The organism is Serratia sp. CoH_122_TC_1 (assembly GCF_058191755.1).
Map to the genome: position 1 here is coordinate 1 of NZ_JBXWLA010000031.1, position 18,663 is coordinate 18,663.

Below are 18,663 nucleotides of genomic sequence, written 5' to 3' on the forward strand. Positions count from 1 at the left end.
GCGTATAATACGCTTTCCTCTTTCAGAGTCAACCCCTAAATTTCAGGATTTTTTCTCTTCGAACCCCGGAGACTCTGCGAAGTTGTTCACATGTTCCGTGTCGATGGAGGCGCATTATAGGGAGTTCTCAGCAGGCCGCAATAGGTATTTTCGACAAAAACGATCGTTTGCTGCATTCCACAGCAAAACCCCTCCTTATACCTTGTTGTACACAAACTTATCCACAGAACGCATTTGAACGGAAAATTTACGAGCGCCACGCAAACGTTTTCGCTACAATTCCCCGCGACGAAACGCTCCCCTTTTAATGGGGGCGTTACCTGAATCTGTGCCTGCTTGCCCCTTTATATAGAGAAAAACCTTTCTTTATAGAGAGAAGAAGGTGGAAATTCACGTAACGCTCTTTTATTGCGACTTCAAAGCCAAGGGATAAAACCATGCAACAACCTCGTCCAATCCGCCGGGCCCTGCTCAGCGTCTCTGATAAAGCCGGAATCGTTGAATTCGCCGAAGCGCTTTCCCAGCGTGGCGTTGAATTGCTCTCCACCGGTGGTACTGCCCGCCTACTGGCAGATGCCGGCCTGCCTGTTACCGAAGTTTCCGACTACACCGGCTTCCCGGAAATGATGGACGGACGAGTAAAGACTCTGCACCCCAAAGTACACGGCGGCATTCTTGGCCGCCGCGGCCAGGACGATGCCATCATGAGCCAGCATGACATCAAGCCGATCGATATGGTGGTAGTAAACCTGTATCCGTTCGCCCAGACAGTCGCTCGTCCGAACTGTTCACTGGAGGACGCTGTCGAGAACATCGACATCGGCGGGCCAACCATGGTGCGCTCCGCGGCCAAGAACCATAAAGATGTCGCCATCGTAGTAAAGAGCAGCGACTACGCCGCTATTATTACCGAGATGGATAACAACGACGGTTCGCTGCAATACGCCACCCGTTTTGATCTGGCGATTAAAGCCTTCGAACACACCGCTGCCTACGACAGTATGATTGCCAACTACTTCGGCGCACTGGTTCCGGCCTACCACGGTGATACCGAGCAGCCTTCCGGCCGTTTCCCTCGGACGCTCAACCTCAACTATATTAAGAAGCAGGATATGCGTTACGGTGAAAACAGCCACCAGCAAGCTGCCTTCTATATAGAAGAGAACGTTCAGGAAGCCTCTGTCGCTACCGCGGAACAGCTACAAGGTAAAGCGCTGTCCTACAACAACATCGCCGATACCGATGCCGCACTGGAGTGCGTGAAAGAGTTTGCCGAGCCCGCCTGCGTGATCGTCAAGCACGCCAACCCATGTGGCGTAGCAATCGGCGACGATATTCTGGCGGCCTATGAACGCGCCTATCAAACCGACCCTACCTCTGCTTTCGGCGGCATCATTGCTTTTAACCGCGAACTGGACGCCGCTACCGCGCAAGCCATTATCAGCCGTCAATTTGTAGAAGTGATTATCGCGCCAAGCATCAGTCAGGAAGCCCGCTCACTGCTGGCTGCAAAACAAAACGTCCGCGTCCTGGCCTGTGGTCAATGGCAACAACGCGTTGCCGCTCTCGACTTCAAACGTGTCAACGGTGGCCTGCTGGTGCAAGATCGCGATTTGGGCATGGTCAGTGAAAGCGATCTGCGCGTGGTATCCGAACGCCAGCCAACGGCGCAAGAACTGCAAGATGCGTTGTTCTGCTGGAAAGTCGCCAAGTTTGTGAAATCCAACGCTATCGTTTATGCCCGTGACAACATGACGATCGGCATAGGTGCCGGCCAGATGAGCCGTGTTTACTCAGCCAAGATCGCCGGGATCAAAGCCGCTGACGAAGGTCTGGAAGTCAAAGGATCCGCGATGGCATCTGACGCTTTCTTCCCGTTCCGCGATGGCATTGATGCTGCTGCAGCCGTGGGCATCCGTTGCGTGATCCAACCAGGCGGTTCGATCCGTGATGATGAAGTGATTGCCGCTGCCAACGAGCACGGTATCGCGATGATCTTTACCGACATGCGCCACTTCCGCCATTAATCCCTTTTGCCGCGTGCGCGACGGCGCACGCTTAGCGTGGAGCACCTGATGAATATTTTGATTATCGGCAACGGTGGGCGTGAACACGCACTTGCCTGGAAAGCCGCTCAGTCACCCTTAGCAGATAAAGTCTATGTTGCACCGGGTAACGCCGGTACCGCTCTGGAAAGCAATTTGGAGAACGTCGCGATCTCCGCTACCGATATCCCGGCCCTGCTTGCCTTTGCCCAGAGCCACGATATCGGTCTCACCATTGTCGGGCCGGAAGCACCGCTGGTGATTGGCGTGGTTGATGCTTTCCAAGCCGCCGGTCTGAAAATCTTTGGACCGTCCCAAGCTGCAGCACAATTAGAAGGCTCCAAAGCCTTCACCAAAGATTTTCTGGCCCGCCATAATATCCCAAGCGCCGAGTACCAGAACTTTACCGAGGTTGAGCCAGCGCTAGCCTACATACGCAGCAAAGGTGCCCCTATCGTCATCAAGGCCGATGGCCTGGCTGCTGGCAAAGGCGTGATCGTTGCCATGACGCTGCAGGAAGCAGAGGACGCGGTACAGGACATGCTCGCCGGGAACGCATTTGGCGATGCGGGCCACCGCATCGTGGTCGAAGAGTTCCTCGACGGTGAAGAGGCCAGCTTTATCGTGATGGTCGACGGTGAGAACGTGGTGCCTATGGCTACCAGCCAGGATCATAAGCGCGTCGGCGACGGCGATACTGGCCCCAATACCGGTGGTATGGGGGCCTACTCCCCGGCACCTGTCGTCACTGATGAGATCCACCAGCGCGCCATGGACCAGGTTATTTGGCCAACCGTACGCGGCATGGCAGCGGAAGGCAATACCTACGTTGGCTTCCTGTATGCGGGTCTGATGATCTCTGCCGACGGTCAGCCTAAGGTAATTGAATTCAACTGCCGCTTTGGCGATCCAGAAACCCAACCGATTATGTTGCGTCTGCGTTCCGATCTGGTTGAGCTGTGTCTGGCCGGTGCGGAAGGCAAGCTGGATGAGAAAACGTCTGAATGGGACGAACGCCCTGCGCTAGGCGTAGTGCTGGCCGCCGGTGGTTACCCAGGTGATTACAACAATGGTGATGTTATTCAAGGTCTGCCGCAACAGGAAAGCGCCGACGGTAAGGTGTTCCATGCAGGTACTCGCATGCAGGACAATGACGTGGTGACCAGTGGTGGGCGTGTACTGTGCGTAACCGCACTCGGTGAAACGGTAGCGCAAGCACAACAACGTGCTTATCAGCTGGCGGAGGGTATTCAGTGGCCGGGCAGTTTCTGCCGTAAAGACATTGGCTATCGCGCGATTGCACGCGGCAAATGATCTGAACGCTGAAAATCTCTTGGGCTCCGCAATGCGGGGCCTTTTTTATAGCTGGTCTTCTTTCGGTTCCCAACGACAAAAATCATCGTTTGCCACCAGCAACAACTCACTCCCTTCCGGCGCTTCCAACCAAGCTATATTCACCGGCTGACTGCTGTTGCTGGCACGTCGCGCAATCCATGCTTCGGCACTGCCATCGAGCCCCGGTTTTAGCGTTTGTCCATCGCACGTTTGTACTACGCCCTGCTGCCAATGCCCCTGCAGCAGTTTCACCTTACCGGCGCGCAGCGCATTGCTGACTTCAAGCACTCGTCGCGCCTGATACTGATACAACGCGATTTCGTCTGTGGTCAGTGGTTCACGCCGCGTGGCCAGTTGGCGCTGCATAAAGCTCACGCTACCGTCATCGGCAAAGCGCAATTGGATAGAGTCGCGATCGCCATCAGCGTCGGTACGCTTAATCTGGCGCAGCGTGCCATTTTGATATTCGTAAAGCGTGGTGACTGTACCCGGGCCACGATAAGGGCTATAGACGCTCATCAACACCACTGGGCGATGCTGATCGTCGTCTTTACGCCACAGCCGGACAACACCCTGATCGGCAACATAACCGCTGGCACTAAAGGCAGGAAGATCGGAATGACTGCTGCAGGCGCTCAGGCCACCGGCAATGCCAATGACCATAAGCGCCTGTCGGATAAACAAAAGGGGCGCGATTGCCCCCCTGTTTAATCTTTTCACGAACACGCAGTATTACTTAACTGCGTCTTTCAGTGCTTTACCAGAAACGAACGCAGGCACGTTAGCAGCTGCGATTTTGATTTCTTTACCAGTCTGCGGGTTACGACCAGTGCGCTCGTTGCGGTGGTTTACCTTGAAAGTACCGAAACCAACCAATTGTACTGCATCACCTTCTTTCAGAGACTCAGTAATAGCAGCCAGGGTAGATTCCAGAGCCAGCTTAGCTTGTGCTTTGGAAAGGTCAGCCTTGTCCGCGATTACATCAATCAGTTGAGTCTTGTTCATAAGTTATCCTTACAGTGTGTTTATCGTTTGCAAAGCATCGAGTGCGACGGATATGCCGATGGACAGCACTCCCTGCATACACGCACCGATAGCCACTTTTTTTACGCCCCCCAAATGTAGACCAGACAGGGTGCGGATGTGAAGCCTTAAGGCATGACAAATCAGGCGTTAAATCACGTTTTCTTGCCTTATTGCGTTAAATTTATCCCGATATTACTTACCGCCGCCTCTCGCAGGTCAGAACGCAACCCTTTGATCAGCTCTATATCACGCTCTTCACAGTCAGCCAACAGGCGGAAAATTTCCCATTGGATGTCCCATTCTTCCTCTACCGCAGGCAAAACCTTGAGCTCATCGTCGGTCATTTCTTTACCGGCTTGAGTCATTTCCAGCATCGCCACAGTGCGAATTGACGTTTCACTGATGGCGATGGCGTGCTCTAGCGTCTCCCCGCTGAGTCGCGAATGGATCAGTTCCCCTAATGCAATACAGGCGTCAATCGCCGGGTAAACACCGTAAAGATCGTAATCTTCTGCCGAAGGGATCGCCTCTTCCAACTTCTCCAGTTGGTTGTCAAAGTTGACCTTGGCGTCCTTGACCACCAGCGTTTCCCACACCAAATCCAGAATGCGACGGTAAATCGCCGGATCGCCGAACTCGGTTTGCAGGCAGAACATCTGGTAATTCGGGTACATACGCTCGCACAAACTGGCCATAAAGGTCAAATGTTGCCAGCTTTCAAGTTTTTCCAGACGTAAATGAATCGGGTTACGTAGCATTATTCACTCTCTTACGCGTTATCTGCGCCGCAGTGTAACCGAAATCGGTCATTGCGGCATCTCTGGATGCTGCTGCAACCAGCGCTGGAAGGCCGGTCGGCGCGAGGCGATGGCATCGGCCCAGCGAGTGGGTTCCGGCAAACGGTAACCGGCCATACAACGTTGAACCCAGTCTAGTGCAGTGTCGGCCCCAACGCGGTGGCCAGTGGAAATAAACAGCGGGTTACAGCGTGCTTTACTACGCCACACCCAACCAAGCTGCTCACCGTTGTCCTCCAGCGGTGCCAACGCTCCGGCTGCGGCATCCAAGGGAGCAAATTTACCGCACAGGCGCTTTTTAGCGACACCGATGGTTGGCACGTTGACCAACAGGCCAAAATGGCTGGCAACACCCAAACGGCGCGGGTGCGAGATCCCATGGCCGTCGACAAAAACCAGGTCTGGCTTCTGATGCAATTGCTCCCAGGCGGCAAGCAACGCGGGATATTCACGGAACGATAAAAAACCGGGGATATAAGGCATGGTGGTAGCCACACGGGCCACTTGGTATTCAACCAGCTCCAGTGACGGATAGCGCAGGATGGCGATAGCTGCACGAGTCACCGCCCCCTCCTGCTCAAAGCCCACGTCGGCCCCGGCGACAAAGGCCGGAGGGTCGACCAAAAAATCATCCTGGCGAATGACTTCGGAGGCGCGCAGCAGTTGCTCTGCACGCAGGGTTTGAGTATCAATCACGTCAGTTCCTTAACGATGGTATTTCCCTGATTGCGCGTGGACTGCTTCAATGAACGCACCGGCGTTTTCCGGTGGCACGTCCAAGTGAATACCGTGGCCTAAATTGAACACATGTCCTTCACCCTGGCCAAAGCCCGCCAAAATAGTTTCCACTTCCTGACCGATACGCTCAGGCGACGCATACAGCATGGAAGGATCCATATTGCCCTGCAGTGCTACTTTATCCCCTACGCGGCGGCGTGCATCAGCGATGTCTGTCGTCCAGTCAAGGCCCAAGGCATCACAACCCGTGGCCGCCATGGCTTCCAACCACTGACCACCGCCTTTGGTGAACAACGTGACAGGTACGCGCCGGCCGTCATTTTCACGCAGCAAGCCGTCGACAATTTTATGCATGTAGTGCAGCGAGAACTCACGGTAATCACGCCCCGTCAGCACCCCGCCCCAGGTATCGAATACCATCACAGACTGTGCACCGGCTTTAATTTGGGCATTGAGATACAAAATGACACTGTCCGCCAGCTTATCCAGCAGCAAATGTAACGTGGCTGGCTCGGCGTACATCATCTTTTTCAGTTTGGTAAAGGCCTTACTGCTACCGCCTTCCACCATATACGTTGCCAGCGTCCACGGGCTGCCAGAGAAGCCAATCAGCGGTACTTCACCTTTCAACTCACGACGGATAGTGCGCACTGCGTTCATGACATAACCCAACTCCACTTCCGGATCGAACGCAGGCAGTTTATCCACATCAGCACGGCAGGTAATCGGCGAGGAAAAACGTGGGCCTTCGCCGGTTTCAAAATACAAACCGAGCCCCATAGCGTCGGGAATGGTGAGGATGTCGGAGAACAGAATGGCAGCATCCAGTGGAAAACGGCGCAGTGGCTGCAGCGTAACCTCACAGGCCAGTTCCGCATTCTTGCACAGCGACATGAAATCACCGGCCTGAGCACGGGTGGCCTTGTACTCCGGCAAATAACGACCGGCCTGACGCATCATCCATACAGGGGTCACATCCACCGGCTGACGTAGCAGTGCGCGCAGGTAACGATCGTTCTTCAACTCATTCATTATGGGGCTCCCTTATTCATCTGCCGGTATTGTAGCGATTTATTGCTCACGGCATAAGGCTACGGTGTCCTCTATCAGACGGCGCGCCACGGTACCGGGCGGTGGCAACAGTGGCAACTGATCGTAGCGGTACCAGCCGGCATTCAACAGTTCTTTGGGGTCGTGACGGAGCTCACCCCGGTGGTAATCGGCCATAAAGGCCATCATCAGCGAATGCGGGAACGGCCAGGGTTGCGAAGTGACATAACGCAGGTTTTTGATTTCAATATTACTTTCCTCCATGACCTCACGGGCTGCCGCCTGCTCGAGCGTTTCGCCAACCTCAACAAAGCCCGCCAGTACGGTATGAATACCACCGCGATGCCGCACGTGTTGTGCCAACAAGATCTCATCATCGCGCCGAATGGCAACAATCACGCAAGGGGCTATCTGCGGGTAGTAACGCTCCCGGCAATGGTTGCACAGGCAGGCGCTTTCGGTACGGCTGAGGTGCATCTCATGGCCGCAGTAACCGCAGTAACGATGAGAACGGTAAAAATCGGCCAGTTGCACGCCGCGCCCTGCGAGTTGAAACAACCCGCGATCGAGTTCAAGCAGTTGGCGTACCGAGCCCATTTCCTGCGGCATTGCATGCCGTACCAACCAGACCGGCAGCCCTTCCCATTCGCCAATAGCGCGTGCCATTCGCCCTTGCAGGGAGAATGATGCCGCAGAACCGCACGGCAGTTCACCGTTCGGTAACCAAAGTTTGCTTTCATGGCTGACGATCCACCAGCCATTTTCATTACCTGTTAATGCAAGTTCCATATCGTTGTTGCACAACCTCAGCTTCACTGGCACTCTACAAATCGGCCTTGTTACATTTTAATAACTTACTGTTACGTTTTATTACTTACGGAGTCAAACATGCTCAACCGTTTGGAAAGCCTGACTCAGCGCGTTGGTGGTAGTAATGAATTAGTTGATCAATGGCTTCAGGCTCGCAAGCAATTGCTGGTCGCCTATTGCACCCTCGTGGGCATCAAACCGAATAAAGAAAAGCATACGCCGCTGAATGAAAAAGCGCTGGAGAACTTTTGCCATAATCTGGTGGATTATCTCTCTGCCGGTCATTTCCATATCTATGACAGAATTATCAAACAAGTGGAAGGCGCATCCAGTCCCAAAATGTCTCTGGCAGTTAACATCTACCCCAAGCTCTGGGCCAATACAGAGCAGATCATGGCCTTCCACGATCGCTATACCGAAGTAGATATTGATCAGGATGTGTGTCTGGAATTCCATCAGGCGTTGTCAAATATCGGTGAAACGCTGGCAGCACGTTTTACCCTGGAAGATAAGTTGATCCAATTGGCAGCTGAAGCCTGGCAACAAGCCCTGACGGACGCCCCCTTGGATCAGACCCGTTAAAATTTTGTAGTGTTTTTTATTATCCCTCCTATACTGGGGGGCATCTTGTCGGAGTGCCTAGCGCCTGATTTGTTCATCAAATTGGCCAGGCTGAGACCGTTAATTCGGGATCCGCGGAACCTGATCGGGTTAATACCCGCGAAGGGAACAAGAGTAATCTATCGCCATAGGCAGGTGCCCCAATTTGGGACAATCCCGTCCTGCTGGCCAGCATCATTACTCCCTCCGAGCTCCAGACAAGCAACTTTCCCAACCCAACACACTGGTAGGAACTTGCTATGTCTAACGTTAAGAAACCTCGTGCCCGTAAAGAGCAACGCGAAGAAGCCCAGCAGTTTATTGAGACTCTTCAGGGCGTTTCATTTCCCAACTCACGCCGTATTTATTTGCAGGGCTCACGTAGCGACCTGCAGGTACCGATGCGTGAAATTCAACTTAGCCCGACGCTGATTGGTGGCGACAAAGATAACCCACAGTACGAACAGAACGAGGCTATTCCGGTGTATGACACCGCCGGCCCTTACGGCGATCCGCTGTCAGAACTCAACGTGCATAGCGGCCTGACAAAGCTACGCGCGGAATGGATCGCCGAACGTGGCGATACCGAAACCCTCAACAACGTGAGTTCAGGGTTTACCCAGCAGCGTTTGGCGGATGAGGGTCTGGATCACCTGCGTTTTGAACATCTCCCGCAGCCACGCAAGGCGCAACCCGGCAAATGCGTCACCCAGTTGCACTACGCACGTGCCGGTACTGTCACACCAGAAATGGAATTTATCGCCATCCGCGAAAATATGGGCCGTGAACGTATCCGCGGCGAAGTATTACGCCACCAGCACCCGGGGCAAAGCTGGGGCGCCAACCTGCCGGAAAACATCACACCGGAATTTGTCCGGCAAGAGGTCGCTGCAGGTCGCGCCATCATCCCTGCCAATATTAACCACCCTGAATCCGAACCGATGATCATCGGCCGCAACTTCCTGGTGAAGGTCAACGCCAATATCGGGAATTCAGCCGTAACTTCTTCGATCGAGGAAGAAGTCGAGAAACTGGTGTGGTCCACCCGCTGGGGTGCGGACACCGTGATGGATTTATCCACCGGTCGATATATCCACGAAACGCGCGAATGGATCTTACGTAATAGTCCGGTACCGATCGGCACAGTGCCTATTTACCAGGCTTTGGAGAAGGTCAACGGGGTCGCGGAAAACCTGACCTGGGAAATGTTCCGCGATACGCTGCTGGAACAAGCGGAACAAGGCGTCGACTACTTCACCATCCATGCGGGTGTACTGCTGCGCTACGTCCCCATGACCGCGAAACGCCTGACCGGTATTGTCTCCCGTGGTGGTTCGATCATGGCCAAGTGGTGCCTGTCCCATCATCAGGAAAACTTCCTGTATCAGCACTTCCGCGAAATCTGTGAAATCTGCGCCGCCTATGACGTCTCACTGTCACTCGGTGACGGGCTACGCCCAGGCTCAATTCAGGATGCCAACGACGAGGCTCAGTTCGCCGAACTGCACACCTTGGGTGAACTGACCAAAATTGCCTGGGAATATGACGTGCAGGTAATGATCGAAGGCCCAGGCCACGTGCCGATGCAGATGATCCGCCGCAACATGACCGAAGAGTTGGAGCACTGCCACGAAGCGCCGTTCTACACCCTCGGTCCGCTGACCACCGACATCGCACCAGGTTATGACCATTTCACCTCCGGTATCGGGGCCGCCATGATTGGCTGGTTCGGCTGCGCCATGCTCTGCTATGTCACGCCGAAGGAACACCTCGGCCTGCCGAACAAAGAAGACGTCAAACAGGGCCTGATCACCTATAAGATTGCTGCCCACGCGGCGGATCTGGCCAAAGGCCACCCCGGCGCACAGATCCGCGATAACGCCATGTCAAAAGCACGCTTCGAATTCCGCTGGGAAGATCAATTCAATCTCGCACTCGATCCGGCCACCGCACGTGCTTATCACGATGAAACGCTGCCGCAGGAATCCGGCAAAATTGCCCATTTCTGTTCCATGTGCGGGCCGAAATTCTGCTCGATGAAAATCTCGCAGGAAGTTCGCGACTATGCCGCAGCCCAGGAAGCCGCCAAACCGGTAGAGGTGCAGGTAATCGGGATGGAAAAAATGTCAGCCGAGTTCCGATCACGCGGCAGCGAGCTCTACCACAGCGCCGGTAACCTGCAGGAGGAACTGAGCAATGACTGATATCAACACACCTTTCCCCGCTACACCGCACAAGTTGGGGCTATACCCGGTTGTCGACAGCGTTGAATGGATTGCCCGCCTATTAGAAGCAGGCGTCACCACGATTCAACTGCGCATTAAGGATCTGCCGGAAGAGCAAGTCGAAGAGGATATTGCCGCAGCCATTGCCCTCGGTAAAAGGTATAACGCCCGGCTGTTCATCAATGACTACTGGCAGTTGGCGATTAAACACGGTGCCTATGGCGTACATCTCGGTCAGGAAGACCTGGATACCACCGATCTGGCGGCTATTCACCGTGCCGGATTGCGTTTGGGCGTTTCCACCCACGACGATGCCGAGCTGGCCCGCGCCATTGCGGTAAAGCCGTCTTATATTGCGCTGGGGCATATTTTCCCGACGCAAACCAAAGATATGCCTTCCGCCCCCCAGGGGTTAGTCGAACTGAGACGCCATATCTCCGGGTTGAATGATTACCCGACGGTAGCGATCGGCGGGATCAGCATTGATCGCGTAGCCGCCGTACTCGATTGTGGCGTTGGCAGCGTGGCCGTCGTCAGCGCAATTACCCAGGCCGCAGACTGGCGAGCAGCCACCTCAGAATTGCTGCAACTGATCGAAGGCAAGGAGTAATACCATGTTGAACGATCAAGAGTTCCTGCGCTACAGCCGTCAATTGCTGCTGGAGGATATCGGCCCAGAAGGCCAGGAGAAGCTAAAACGTTCGACGGTGCTGATTGTCGGATTAGGAGGCTTAGGCTCCCCCGCCTCACTCTATTTAGCCGCCGCCGGTGTGGGTACCTTGTTGTTAGCAGATGACGATCAGTTGCACATCACCAATCTGCAACGTCAAATTCTGTATCGCAGCACCGATGTTTCAAAAAGCAAAGCCTGCCTGGCGCAACGTCAGCTACAGGCATTAAACCCGATGATAGAAACCCTCGCGATGGAACAGCGTCTGCAGGGCGAAGCATTGAAGCATGCCGTAGAACGCGCTGATTTGATTTTGGATTGCAGCGATAACATGGAAACTCGCCATGCGGTGAATGCCGCCTGCATCAAGGCCGGTAAACCGCTGATCAGCGGGAGTGCCGTGGGGTTCAGCGGCCAGTTGTTGGTTATTGAGCCGCCCTATGCCCACGGCTGCTACGCCTGCTTGTATCCGGAACACACCGAACCCCAGCGCAACTGCCGCACCGCGGGTGTACTCGGTCCGGTGGTCGGCGTCATGGGTACGCTGCAAGCCCTGGAAGCGATAAAAATGTTGGCGGGAATGCCTTCCGCCATCAGCGGCAAACTGCGGCTCTTCGACGGAAAACAACAAAGCTGGAGCACACTGCAACTCAGCCAGGCCAGCACCTGTGCGGCATGCGGAGGGGCAGCATGAAGATCCGGCTTAATGACCAGCCGTTAGAATTAGCGCAGCCACTGAGCGTCGACGCACTGCTCAAGCAGTTGGAACGCCACCAGCCGGGCACCGCGCTGGCTATCAACCAAACCATCATCCCGCGTGCCGACTGGGTCAACCACCTGGTGCAGGACGGTGATGACATCTTGCTGTTTCAAGCTATCGCGGGAGGCTGACATGTTGAAAATCGCCGATACCACTTTTACTTCACGCCTGTTTACCGGCACCGGAAAGTTCGCCACCCCTGCGCTGATGTTGGACGCCTTACAGGCCTCTGGTTCCCAGTTAGTGACCATGGCCATGAAGCGCGTTGACCTACGCGGCGGCAACGACGCCATTCTGGCGCCGCTGCAGCAACTGGGGGTTCGCCTGCTGCCGAATACCTCCGGCGCAAAAACGGCCGCCGAGGCGGTGTTCGCCGCCCGACTGGCACGTGAAGCCCTTGGCACACATTGGGTAAAGTTGGAAATTCACCCCGATGTGAAATACCTGCTGCCGGATCCGATTGAGACCCTGAAGGCGGCGGAAACGCTGGTGAAAGACGGCTTTGTCGTTCTGCCCTACTGCGGCGCCGATCCGGTGTTATGCAAACGTCTCGAAGAGGCCGGTTGCGCGGCAGTCATGCCACTCGGTGCGCCGATTGGTTCTAACCGGGGGCTGAGAACCCGTGATTTCCTGGAGATCATTATCGAACAAGCAAAGGTGCCGGTAGTGATCGACGCCGGTATCGGTGCGCCAAGCCATGCGTTAGAAGCCATGGAGCTGGGTGCCGATGCCGTGCTGGTCAATACCGCTATCGCCGTAGCACGCGATCCGGTACAAATGGCTCGGGCATTCCGTCTGGCGCTGGAAGCCGGTGAATTGGCACGTCTTGCCGGACTCGGCAGCAGCCAGCGCAATGCGGTAGCTTCCAGCCCATTGACTGCTTTTCTCAGTCAGACTGGGGTGGCATTGTGATGACCAATGACTTCAGTCACCGCTGGCAGCAGTTGGATTGGGACGACATCACCTTACACATCCACAGTAAAACCGCACGCGACGTGGAACATGCGCTGAATGCGGACAGACTGACACGCGAAGATTTTATGGCGCTGATCTCCCCCGCTGCCGCAGCGTATCTGGAACCGCTGGCGCAACGCGCACAACAGTTGACCCGCCAACGCTTTGGCAACGTGGTCAGCTTCTATGTGCCACTTTACTTGTCCAACCTGTGCGCCAATGACTGTACCTACTGTGGTTTTTCGATGAGCAATCGCATCAAACGTAAAACGTTAGATGCTGCGGAAATAGAACGTGAATGTTTGGCCATCAAAGCACTGGGTTTTGAGCATTTACTGTTGGTCACCGGCGAACACCAGACCAAAGTTGGCATGGACTATTTCCGGCAACATATTCCGGCGATCCGCCGCCATTTCAGCTCGCTGATGATGGAGGTGCAACCGTTGGAACAGGAAGAGTATGCCGAGTTGAAAGCTCTGGGGCTGGATGGCGTCTTGGTTTACCAGGAAACCTACCATCCCGCGACCTACCTGCAGCATCATCTGCGCGGCCAGAAGCAGGACTTTCATTGGCGGTTGGCCACGCCGGATCGCTTGGGCCGAGCCGGGATCGACAAGATCGGCCTGGGTGCTCTGATCGGGCTGTCCAACAGTTGGCGTACCGACTGCTATATGTTGGCTGAGCACCTGTTCTACCTGCAACAAACCTACTGGCAGAGTCGTTACTCCATTTCATTTCCACGCCTACGCCCCTGTGCCGGGGGTATCGAACCGGCATCAATCATGAGCGAACCGCAGTTGGCACAGTTGATCTGCGCCTTTCGCCTATTCGCTCCTGATGTAGAGCTGTCCTTGTCGACGCGTGAGTCACCGTTCTTCCGTGATCATATGATCCCGGTAGCAATCAACAGCGTTAGCGCAGGATCCAAGACCCAGCCCGGTGGTTATGCTGACGACGTCGCGCCTGAATTGGAACAGTTTGAACCTCATGATGGACGTACACCGCAACAGGTGGCACAAGCCATCAGCGATGCCGGTTTACAACCCGTGTGGAAAGACTGGGACGGATATTTGGGGCGAAGCCCGCAATAACCAGCAACCCTTGCAGCACAGCCTGAAAAGGGGTGGAAACGCCGCGCAGATGCCGCCAATGCGTCTGGTACAGGAAATGGGTCTCGCTATAGTGGCGATGCTGGCTGCCAAACCCGGCGCCAGCCGGAGCCCTCATATTCTCAACGGCTCCGCCTTACTCCTCCCCCGGATCACGTCGGGTACTTTCCCGCGTGACTCCGGGGCCCTCTACATGTTAACTCCAGGATTCTTCACTCAGAACAACGCATCGGCATGTTGTAAAAGCAAAAAAAAACCGCCCCCGAAGGAGCGGTTTATCTGGCAAGGGCCCGGCAAGCCGGGACCACGGCATATTCAACGATTAATCGTTGTTGCCGCCCAGGCCTGCGTTCAGCAGTTCAGCCAGGTTAGCCGTTGCTTCTTCCGCGCTGACCTGCGGAACAACTGGCGCTTCACCCTGTGCTTTACGGCGCATACGGTCCTGGTGATAAGCGTAACCGGTACCGGCTGGAATCAGGCGGCCCACGATAACGTTCTCTTTCAGGCCACGCAGTTCATCACGCTTACCGGCAACTGCCGCTTCGGTCAGAACGCGCGTCGTTTCCTGGAACGATGCTGCGGAGATGAAGGACTCGGTCGCCAAGGAAGCCTTGGTGATACCCAGCAGATCGCGTGAGAAGGTTGCCTCGATCTTGCCTTCAGCAGCAAGCTGACGGTTGGCAATCTTAACGCGTGACACTTCAGCCTGCTCGCCTTCCAGGAACTCGGTGCTGCCCGCGCTGACGATGGTACCTTTACGCAGCATCTGACGAACGATAACTTCAATGTGTTTATCGTTAATCTTAACGCCTTGCAGACGGTAAACTTCCTGCACTTCGTTGGTGATGTAGCGGGTAACCGCATGCACACCACGTAGACGCAGAATGTCGTGCGGAGACTCTGGGCCGTCAGAAACAACGTCGCCACGCTCCACAACTTCGCCTTCAAACACGTTGAGCTGACGCCATTTTGGAATCATCTCTTCGTAAGCGTCGCTGCCGTCCAGTGGGGAGATTACCAGGCGACGTTTGCCTTTGGTCTCTTTACCGAACGAGATAATCCCGCTGATTTCAGCCAAGATTGCCGGTTCTTTCGGACGACGTGCTTCGAACAGATCCGCAACGCGTGGCAGACCACCGGTAATATCCTTGGTACCGCCGGATTCCTGAGGAATACGCGCCAAGGTATCACCCGCACCGATCTGAATGCCGTCTTCCAGCTGCACAATCGCTTTACCTGGCAGGAAGTATTGAGCAGGCATATCAGTACCTGGAATCAATACGTCGTCGCCTTTAGCATCAACGATTTTCAGTGCCGGACGCAGGTCTTTACCGCTACCGGTACGCTCTGCGCTGTCCAATACAACCAGAGAAGACAAACCGGTCAGTTCGTCGGTCTGGCGTGTAATGGTCTGGCCGTCAACCATATCAGCGAAGCGGATGAAACCACTCACTTCGGTGATAACTGGCATGGTGTGCGGATCCCAGTTAGCAACGGTTTCGCCGCCGTTAACTTCTGCACCGTCACCTTTGCCCATGACAGAACCGTAAGGCACTTTGTAGCTTTCTTTAGTACGGCCGAATTCGTCGATCAGCTTCAGTTCGGTGTTACGAGAGGTAATCACCAGCTTGCCTGCGGCGTTCATAACGAACTTCACATTGCTCAGCTTCAGCGTACCCTTGTTTTTCACCTGGATGCTGGATTCAGCAGCCGCACGAGATGCCGCACCACCGATGTGGAACGTACGCATCGTCAGCTGTGTACCCGGCTCACCGATTGACTGTGCCGCGATAACGCCGATAGCTTCGCCTTTATTGATGATGTGACCACGTGCCAGGTCGCGACCATAGCAGTTTGCACACACACCAAAGTCGGTTTCACAGCTAACTACGGAACGGACTTTAACGCTGTCGACAGAGTTCTCTTCCAACAGGTCACACGTCTTCTCGTTCAGCAGGGTGTTGCGTGGTACGAGGATGTCAGCCGTACCCGGCTTGATGACATCTTCTGCAGTCACACGACCCAGAACGCGTTCGCGCAGTGGCTCTTTAACGTCACCACCTTCGATAACCGGAGTCATCATGATGCCGTTGTGAGTCCCACAGTCGTCTTCGGTTACAACAAGATCCTGCGCCACGTCAACCAGACGACGGGTCAGATAACCGGAGTTAGCCGTTTTCAATGCGGTATCCGCCAGACCTTTACGAGCACCGTGCGTGGAGATGAAGTACTGGAGTACGTTCAGACCTTCACGGAAGTTCGCAGTGATTGGCGTTTCAATGATGGAACCATCTGGCTTAGCCATCAGGCCACGCATACCGGCCAGCTGACGAATCTGTGCTGCAGAACCACGCGCACCGGAGTCGGCCATCATAAAGATGCTGTTGAAGGAAACTTGTTGTTCCACTTCGCCGTCACGGTTAACCACGTCTTCTACCGACAGGTTTTCCATCATCGCTTTAGCAACACGTTCGTTTGCCGCAGCCCAGATATCGATCACTTTGTTGTAGCGTTCGCCGGCAGTTACCAAACCAGACTGGAACTGCTCCTGGATTTCAGCAACTTCGGTTTCTGCTTCTTCGATGATCTCCGCTTTCTTAGCCGGGATAACCATGTCATCGATACCTACGGAAGCACCTGAACGGGCTGCGTAAGCAAAACCGGTGTACATGATCTGGTCAGCAAAGATAACGGTCGGCTTCAGGCCCAGGATGCGGTAACAGGTGTTCAGCATCTTGGAGATAGCTTTCTTGCCCAAAGGCTGGTTAACGATCGAATACGGCAGACCGCGCGGTACGATCATCCACAGGATGGCGCGACCTACGGTAGTGTCGATGATCGAAGTCTGGTGTACAGTCTCGCCTTCGGTGTTTTTGATCTCTTCGGTGATACGCACTTTGACACGCGCATGCAGAGAAGCCAGACCGGCGCGATAAATACGCTCCGCTTCTTTCGGGCCGCTCAACACCATGCCTTCGCCTTTGGCGTTAACACAGTCACGGGTCATGTAGTACAGACCCAATACAACGTCCTGAGAAGGAACGATGATTGGCTCGCCGTTCGCAGGTGACAGGATGTTGTTGGTAGACATCATCAACGCACGCGCTTCCAGCTGAGCTTCCAGCGTCAAGGGTACGTGAACAGCCATTTGGTCACCATCGAAGTCGGCGTTATATGCCGCACAAACCAGCGGGTGCAGCTGGATTGCCTTGCCTTCGATCAGAACCGGTTCAAACGCCTGGATACCCAAACGGTGCAGAGTTGGTGCACGGTTCAGCAGTACCGGGTGTTCGCGGATAACTTCGTCCAGGATGTCCCAAACGACAGCTTCTTCGCGCTCAACCATTTTCTTGGCGGCTTTGATGGTGGTGGCCAGGCCACGCAGCTCCAACTTGCCGTAGATGAACGGTTTGAACAGCTCAAGTGCCATTTTCTTAGGCAGACCGCACTGATGCAGACGCAGGTATGGACCTACGGTGATAACAGAACGACCAGAGTAGTCAACACGTTTACCCAGCAGGTTCTGACGGAAACGACCCTGCTTACCTTTGATCATATCGGCCAAAGATTTCAGAGGACGCTTGTTAGAACCGGTGATAGCACGACCGCGACGGCCGTTATCCAGCAGGGCATCTACCGCTTCTTGCAGCATACGCTTTTCGTTGCGTACGATGATGTCAGGCGCAGCCAGATCCAGCAGGCGTTTCAGACGGTTGTTACGGTTGATCACGCGGCGATACAGATCGTTCAGATCTGAAGTCGCGAAACGGCCACCATCCAACGGAACCAGCGGACGCAGATCCGGCGGCAGTACCGGCAGCACGGTCAGGATCATCCACTCTGGCTTGTTGCCAGACTGTACGAACGCTTCCAGCAGCTTGATACGCTTGGTCAGCTTCTTACGCTTGGTTTCGGAGTTGGTTTCGTTCAGCTCTTCACGCAGCTGCTCGCACTCAGCTTCCAGATCCATGTTTTTCAACAGGGCCTGAATAGCTTCCGCACCCATCTTGGCGTCGAATTCGTCACCAAACTCTTCCAACGCGTCCAGATACTGCTCTTCAGTCAGGATCTGACGACGCTCGAGGTTGGTCATACCGCCTTCAACAACCACATAGGATTCGAAGTACAGTACACGTTCGATGTCACGCAGCGGCATATCCAGCAGCAAACCGATGCGAGATGGCAGCGATTTCAGGAACCAGATGTGCGCAGTCGGTGAAGCCAGTTCGATGTGGCCCATGCGCTCACGACGCACTTTAGTCTGGGTCACTTCAACGCCGCACTTCTCACAAATCACGCCGCGGTGTTTTAAGCGCTTGTACTTACCGCACAGGCACTCGTAGTCTTTTACCGGCCCAAAGATACGGGCACAGAAAAGGCCGTCACGTTCTGGTTTGAACGTACGGTAGTTAATGGTTTCCGGCTTCTTAACTTCACCGAACGACCACGAACGGATCATGTCTGGCGATGCCAGAGCAATCTTGATCGCATCAAACTCTTCGGTCTTAGTTTGCGCTTTCAGAAACTTCAATAAGTCTTTCACG

16 protein-coding genes and 1 riboswitch are annotated in these 18,663 nt (G+C 54.7%); of the genes, 9 read left to right on the forward strand and 7 right to left on the reverse strand.

From position 1 onward, the window contains the following. The first annotated feature begins 437 nt into the window (after positions 1-437). Positions 438-2,027, forward strand: a complete 1,590-nt coding sequence (purH, locus tag AC2FC2_RS25765; RefSeq protein WP_209640462.1) for a bifunctional phosphoribosylaminoimidazolecarboxamide formyltransferase/IMP cyclohydrolase — start codon at positions 438-440, stop codon at positions 2,025-2,027. A 48-nt stretch (positions 2,028-2,075) separates the two neighbouring features. Beyond that, positions 2,076-3,359: a phosphoribosylamine--glycine ligase gene (gene purD, locus AC2FC2_RS25770; RefSeq protein WP_490660137.1), complete on the forward strand. Its 1,284-nt coding sequence runs from the start codon at positions 2,076-2,078 to the stop codon at positions 3,357-3,359. A 45-nt stretch (positions 3,360-3,404) separates the two neighbouring features. On the opposite strand, the gene AC2FC2_RS25775 is transcribed toward purD, so the two are convergent. The 6 genes from AC2FC2_RS25775 to nudC all read right to left on the reverse strand — a co-directional run bounded on the left by AC2FC2_RS25775 (position 3,405) and on the right by nudC (position 7,780). After that, positions 3,405-4,043, reverse strand: a complete 639-nt coding sequence (locus AC2FC2_RS25775; protein WP_245210110.1) for a DUF1481 domain-containing protein — start codon at positions 4,041-4,043, stop codon at positions 3,405-3,407. A gap of 69 nt (positions 4,044-4,112) precedes the next feature. After that, a complete protein-coding gene (gene hupA, locus AC2FC2_RS25780; protein WP_012004757.1) occupies positions 4,113-4,385 on the reverse strand; it encodes a nucleoid-associated protein HU-alpha in 273 nt (90 codons plus the stop codon). Positions 4,386-4,573: 188 nt separating this feature from the next. Continuing rightward, complete coding sequence (locus AC2FC2_RS25785; protein ID WP_209640455.1) at positions 4,574-5,164, reverse strand: YjaG family protein; 591 nt, start codon at positions 5,162-5,164, stop codon at positions 4,574-4,576. A gap of 48 nt (positions 5,165-5,212) precedes the next feature. Further along, positions 5,213-5,899, reverse strand: a complete 687-nt coding sequence (gene nfi, locus AC2FC2_RS25790) for a deoxyribonuclease V (RefSeq protein WP_209640452.1) — start codon at positions 5,897-5,899, stop codon at positions 5,213-5,215. A gap of 9 nt (positions 5,900-5,908) precedes the next feature. Further along, positions 5,909-6,973: a uroporphyrinogen decarboxylase gene (hemE, locus tag AC2FC2_RS25795; RefSeq protein WP_209640449.1), complete on the reverse strand. Its 1,065-nt coding sequence runs from the start codon at positions 6,971-6,973 to the stop codon at positions 5,909-5,911. A 39-nt stretch (positions 6,974-7,012) separates the two neighbouring features. Beyond that, positions 7,013-7,780, reverse strand: coding sequence for an NAD(+) diphosphatase (nudC, locus tag AC2FC2_RS25800; RefSeq protein ID WP_265557166.1), 768 nt, complete (start codon positions 7,778-7,780; stop codon positions 7,013-7,015). 99 nt (positions 7,781-7,879) lie between these two features. Between nudC and rsd the strand changes: the two genes are divergently transcribed. The 7 genes from rsd to thiH all read left to right on the forward strand — a co-directional run bounded on the left by rsd (position 7,880) and on the right by thiH (position 14,101). Next, the gene (rsd, locus tag AC2FC2_RS25805) at positions 7,880-8,383 is read left to right on the forward strand and encodes a sigma D regulator (RefSeq protein ID WP_209640443.1); all 504 of its coding nucleotides are present in this window, start codon (positions 7,880-7,882) and stop codon (positions 8,381-8,383) included. 39 nt (positions 8,384-8,422) lie between these two features. After that, a riboswitch (TPP riboswitch) is annotated at positions 8,423-8,547 on the forward strand. A gap of 114 nt (positions 8,548-8,661) precedes the next feature. Beyond that, positions 8,662-10,605 carry a phosphomethylpyrimidine synthase ThiC gene (gene thiC / locus AC2FC2_RS25810; protein ID WP_265557167.1) on the forward strand — a complete coding sequence of 648 codons (1,944 nt, stop codon included), beginning with the start codon at positions 8,662-8,664 and terminating at the stop codon, positions 10,603-10,605. Beyond that, positions 10,598-11,236, forward strand: coding sequence for a thiamine phosphate synthase (thiE, locus tag AC2FC2_RS25815; RefSeq protein ID WP_209640440.1), 639 nt, complete (start codon positions 10,598-10,600; stop codon positions 11,234-11,236). The genes thiC and thiE overlap by 8 nt, the downstream gene beginning before the upstream one ends. Positions 11,237-11,240: 4 nt before the next feature. Further along, positions 11,241-11,990 (forward strand): HesA/MoeB/ThiF family protein, encoded by a 750-nt coding sequence (locus AC2FC2_RS25820; protein ID WP_209640437.1) that lies wholly within the window; start codon positions 11,241-11,243, stop codon positions 11,988-11,990. Continuing rightward, entirely contained in the window at positions 11,987-12,187 is a 201-nt protein-coding gene (gene thiS, locus AC2FC2_RS25825; protein ID WP_209640434.1) for a sulfur carrier protein ThiS, read from the forward strand. The genes AC2FC2_RS25820 and thiS overlap by 4 nt, the downstream gene beginning before the upstream one ends. A 1-nt stretch (position 12,188) precedes the next feature. Next, positions 12,189-12,968, forward strand: a complete 780-nt coding sequence (locus AC2FC2_RS25830) for a thiazole synthase (protein WP_209640431.1) — start codon at positions 12,189-12,191, stop codon at positions 12,966-12,968. Further along, on the forward strand, positions 12,968-14,101 hold the full coding sequence (gene thiH / locus AC2FC2_RS25835; protein WP_490660139.1) for a 2-iminoacetate synthase ThiH: 1,134 nt from the start codon (positions 12,968-12,970) through the stop codon (positions 14,099-14,101). Before AC2FC2_RS25830 ends, thiH begins: the two co-directional genes overlap by 1 nt. A 340-nt stretch (positions 14,102-14,441) precedes the next feature. On the opposite strand, the gene rpoC is transcribed toward thiH, so the two are convergent. Next, positions 14,442-18,662, reverse strand: a complete 4,221-nt coding sequence (gene rpoC, locus AC2FC2_RS25840) for a DNA-directed RNA polymerase subunit beta' (protein ID WP_209640429.1) — start codon at positions 18,660-18,662, stop codon at positions 14,442-14,444. Position 18,663: the final 1 nt, after the last annotated feature.

Excerpts from the sequence above, each read along its gene's own strand:
- thiC (WP_265557167.1), top strand. The coding sequence starts at position 8,662 with ATGTCTAACGTTAAGAAACCTCGTGCCCGTAAAGAGCAACGCGAAGAA.
- thiE (WP_209640440.1), top strand. The coding sequence starts at position 10,598 with ATGACTGATATCAACACACCTTTCCCCGCTACACCGCACAAGTTGGGG.
- rsd (WP_209640443.1), top strand. The coding sequence starts at position 7,880 with ATGCTCAACCGTTTGGAAAGCCTGACTCAGCGCGTTGGTGGTAGTAAT.
- thiH (WP_490660139.1), top strand. The coding sequence starts at position 12,968 with ATGACCAATGACTTCAGTCACCGCTGGCAGCAGTTGGATTGGGACGAC.
- purD (WP_490660137.1), top strand. The coding sequence starts at position 2,076 with ATGAATATTTTGATTATCGGCAACGGTGGGCGTGAACACGCACTTGCC.
- AC2FC2_RS25830 (WP_209640431.1), top strand. The coding sequence starts at position 12,189 with ATGTTGAAAATCGCCGATACCACTTTTACTTCACGCCTGTTTACCGGC.
- AC2FC2_RS25785 (WP_209640455.1), bottom strand. The coding sequence starts at position 5,164 with ATGCTACGTAACCCGATTCATTTACGTCTGGAAAAACTTGAAAGCTGG.
- hemE (WP_209640449.1), bottom strand. The coding sequence starts at position 6,973 with ATGAATGAGTTGAAGAACGATCGTTACCTGCGCGCACTGCTACGTCAG.
- AC2FC2_RS25820 (WP_209640437.1), top strand. The coding sequence starts at position 11,241 with ATGTTGAACGATCAAGAGTTCCTGCGCTACAGCCGTCAATTGCTGCTG.
- hupA (WP_012004757.1), bottom strand. The coding sequence starts at position 4,385 with ATGAACAAGACTCAACTGATTGATGTAATCGCGGACAAGGCTGACCTT.
- AC2FC2_RS25775 (WP_245210110.1), bottom strand. The coding sequence starts at position 4,043 with ATGGTCATTGGCATTGCCGGTGGCCTGAGCGCCTGCAGCAGTCATTCC.
- thiS (WP_209640434.1), top strand. The coding sequence starts at position 11,987 with ATGAAGATCCGGCTTAATGACCAGCCGTTAGAATTAGCGCAGCCACTG.
- nudC (WP_265557166.1), bottom strand. The coding sequence starts at position 7,780 with ATGGAACTTGCATTAACAGGTAATGAAAATGGCTGGTGGATCGTCAGC.
- purH (WP_209640462.1), top strand. The coding sequence starts at position 438 with ATGCAACAACCTCGTCCAATCCGCCGGGCCCTGCTCAGCGTCTCTGAT.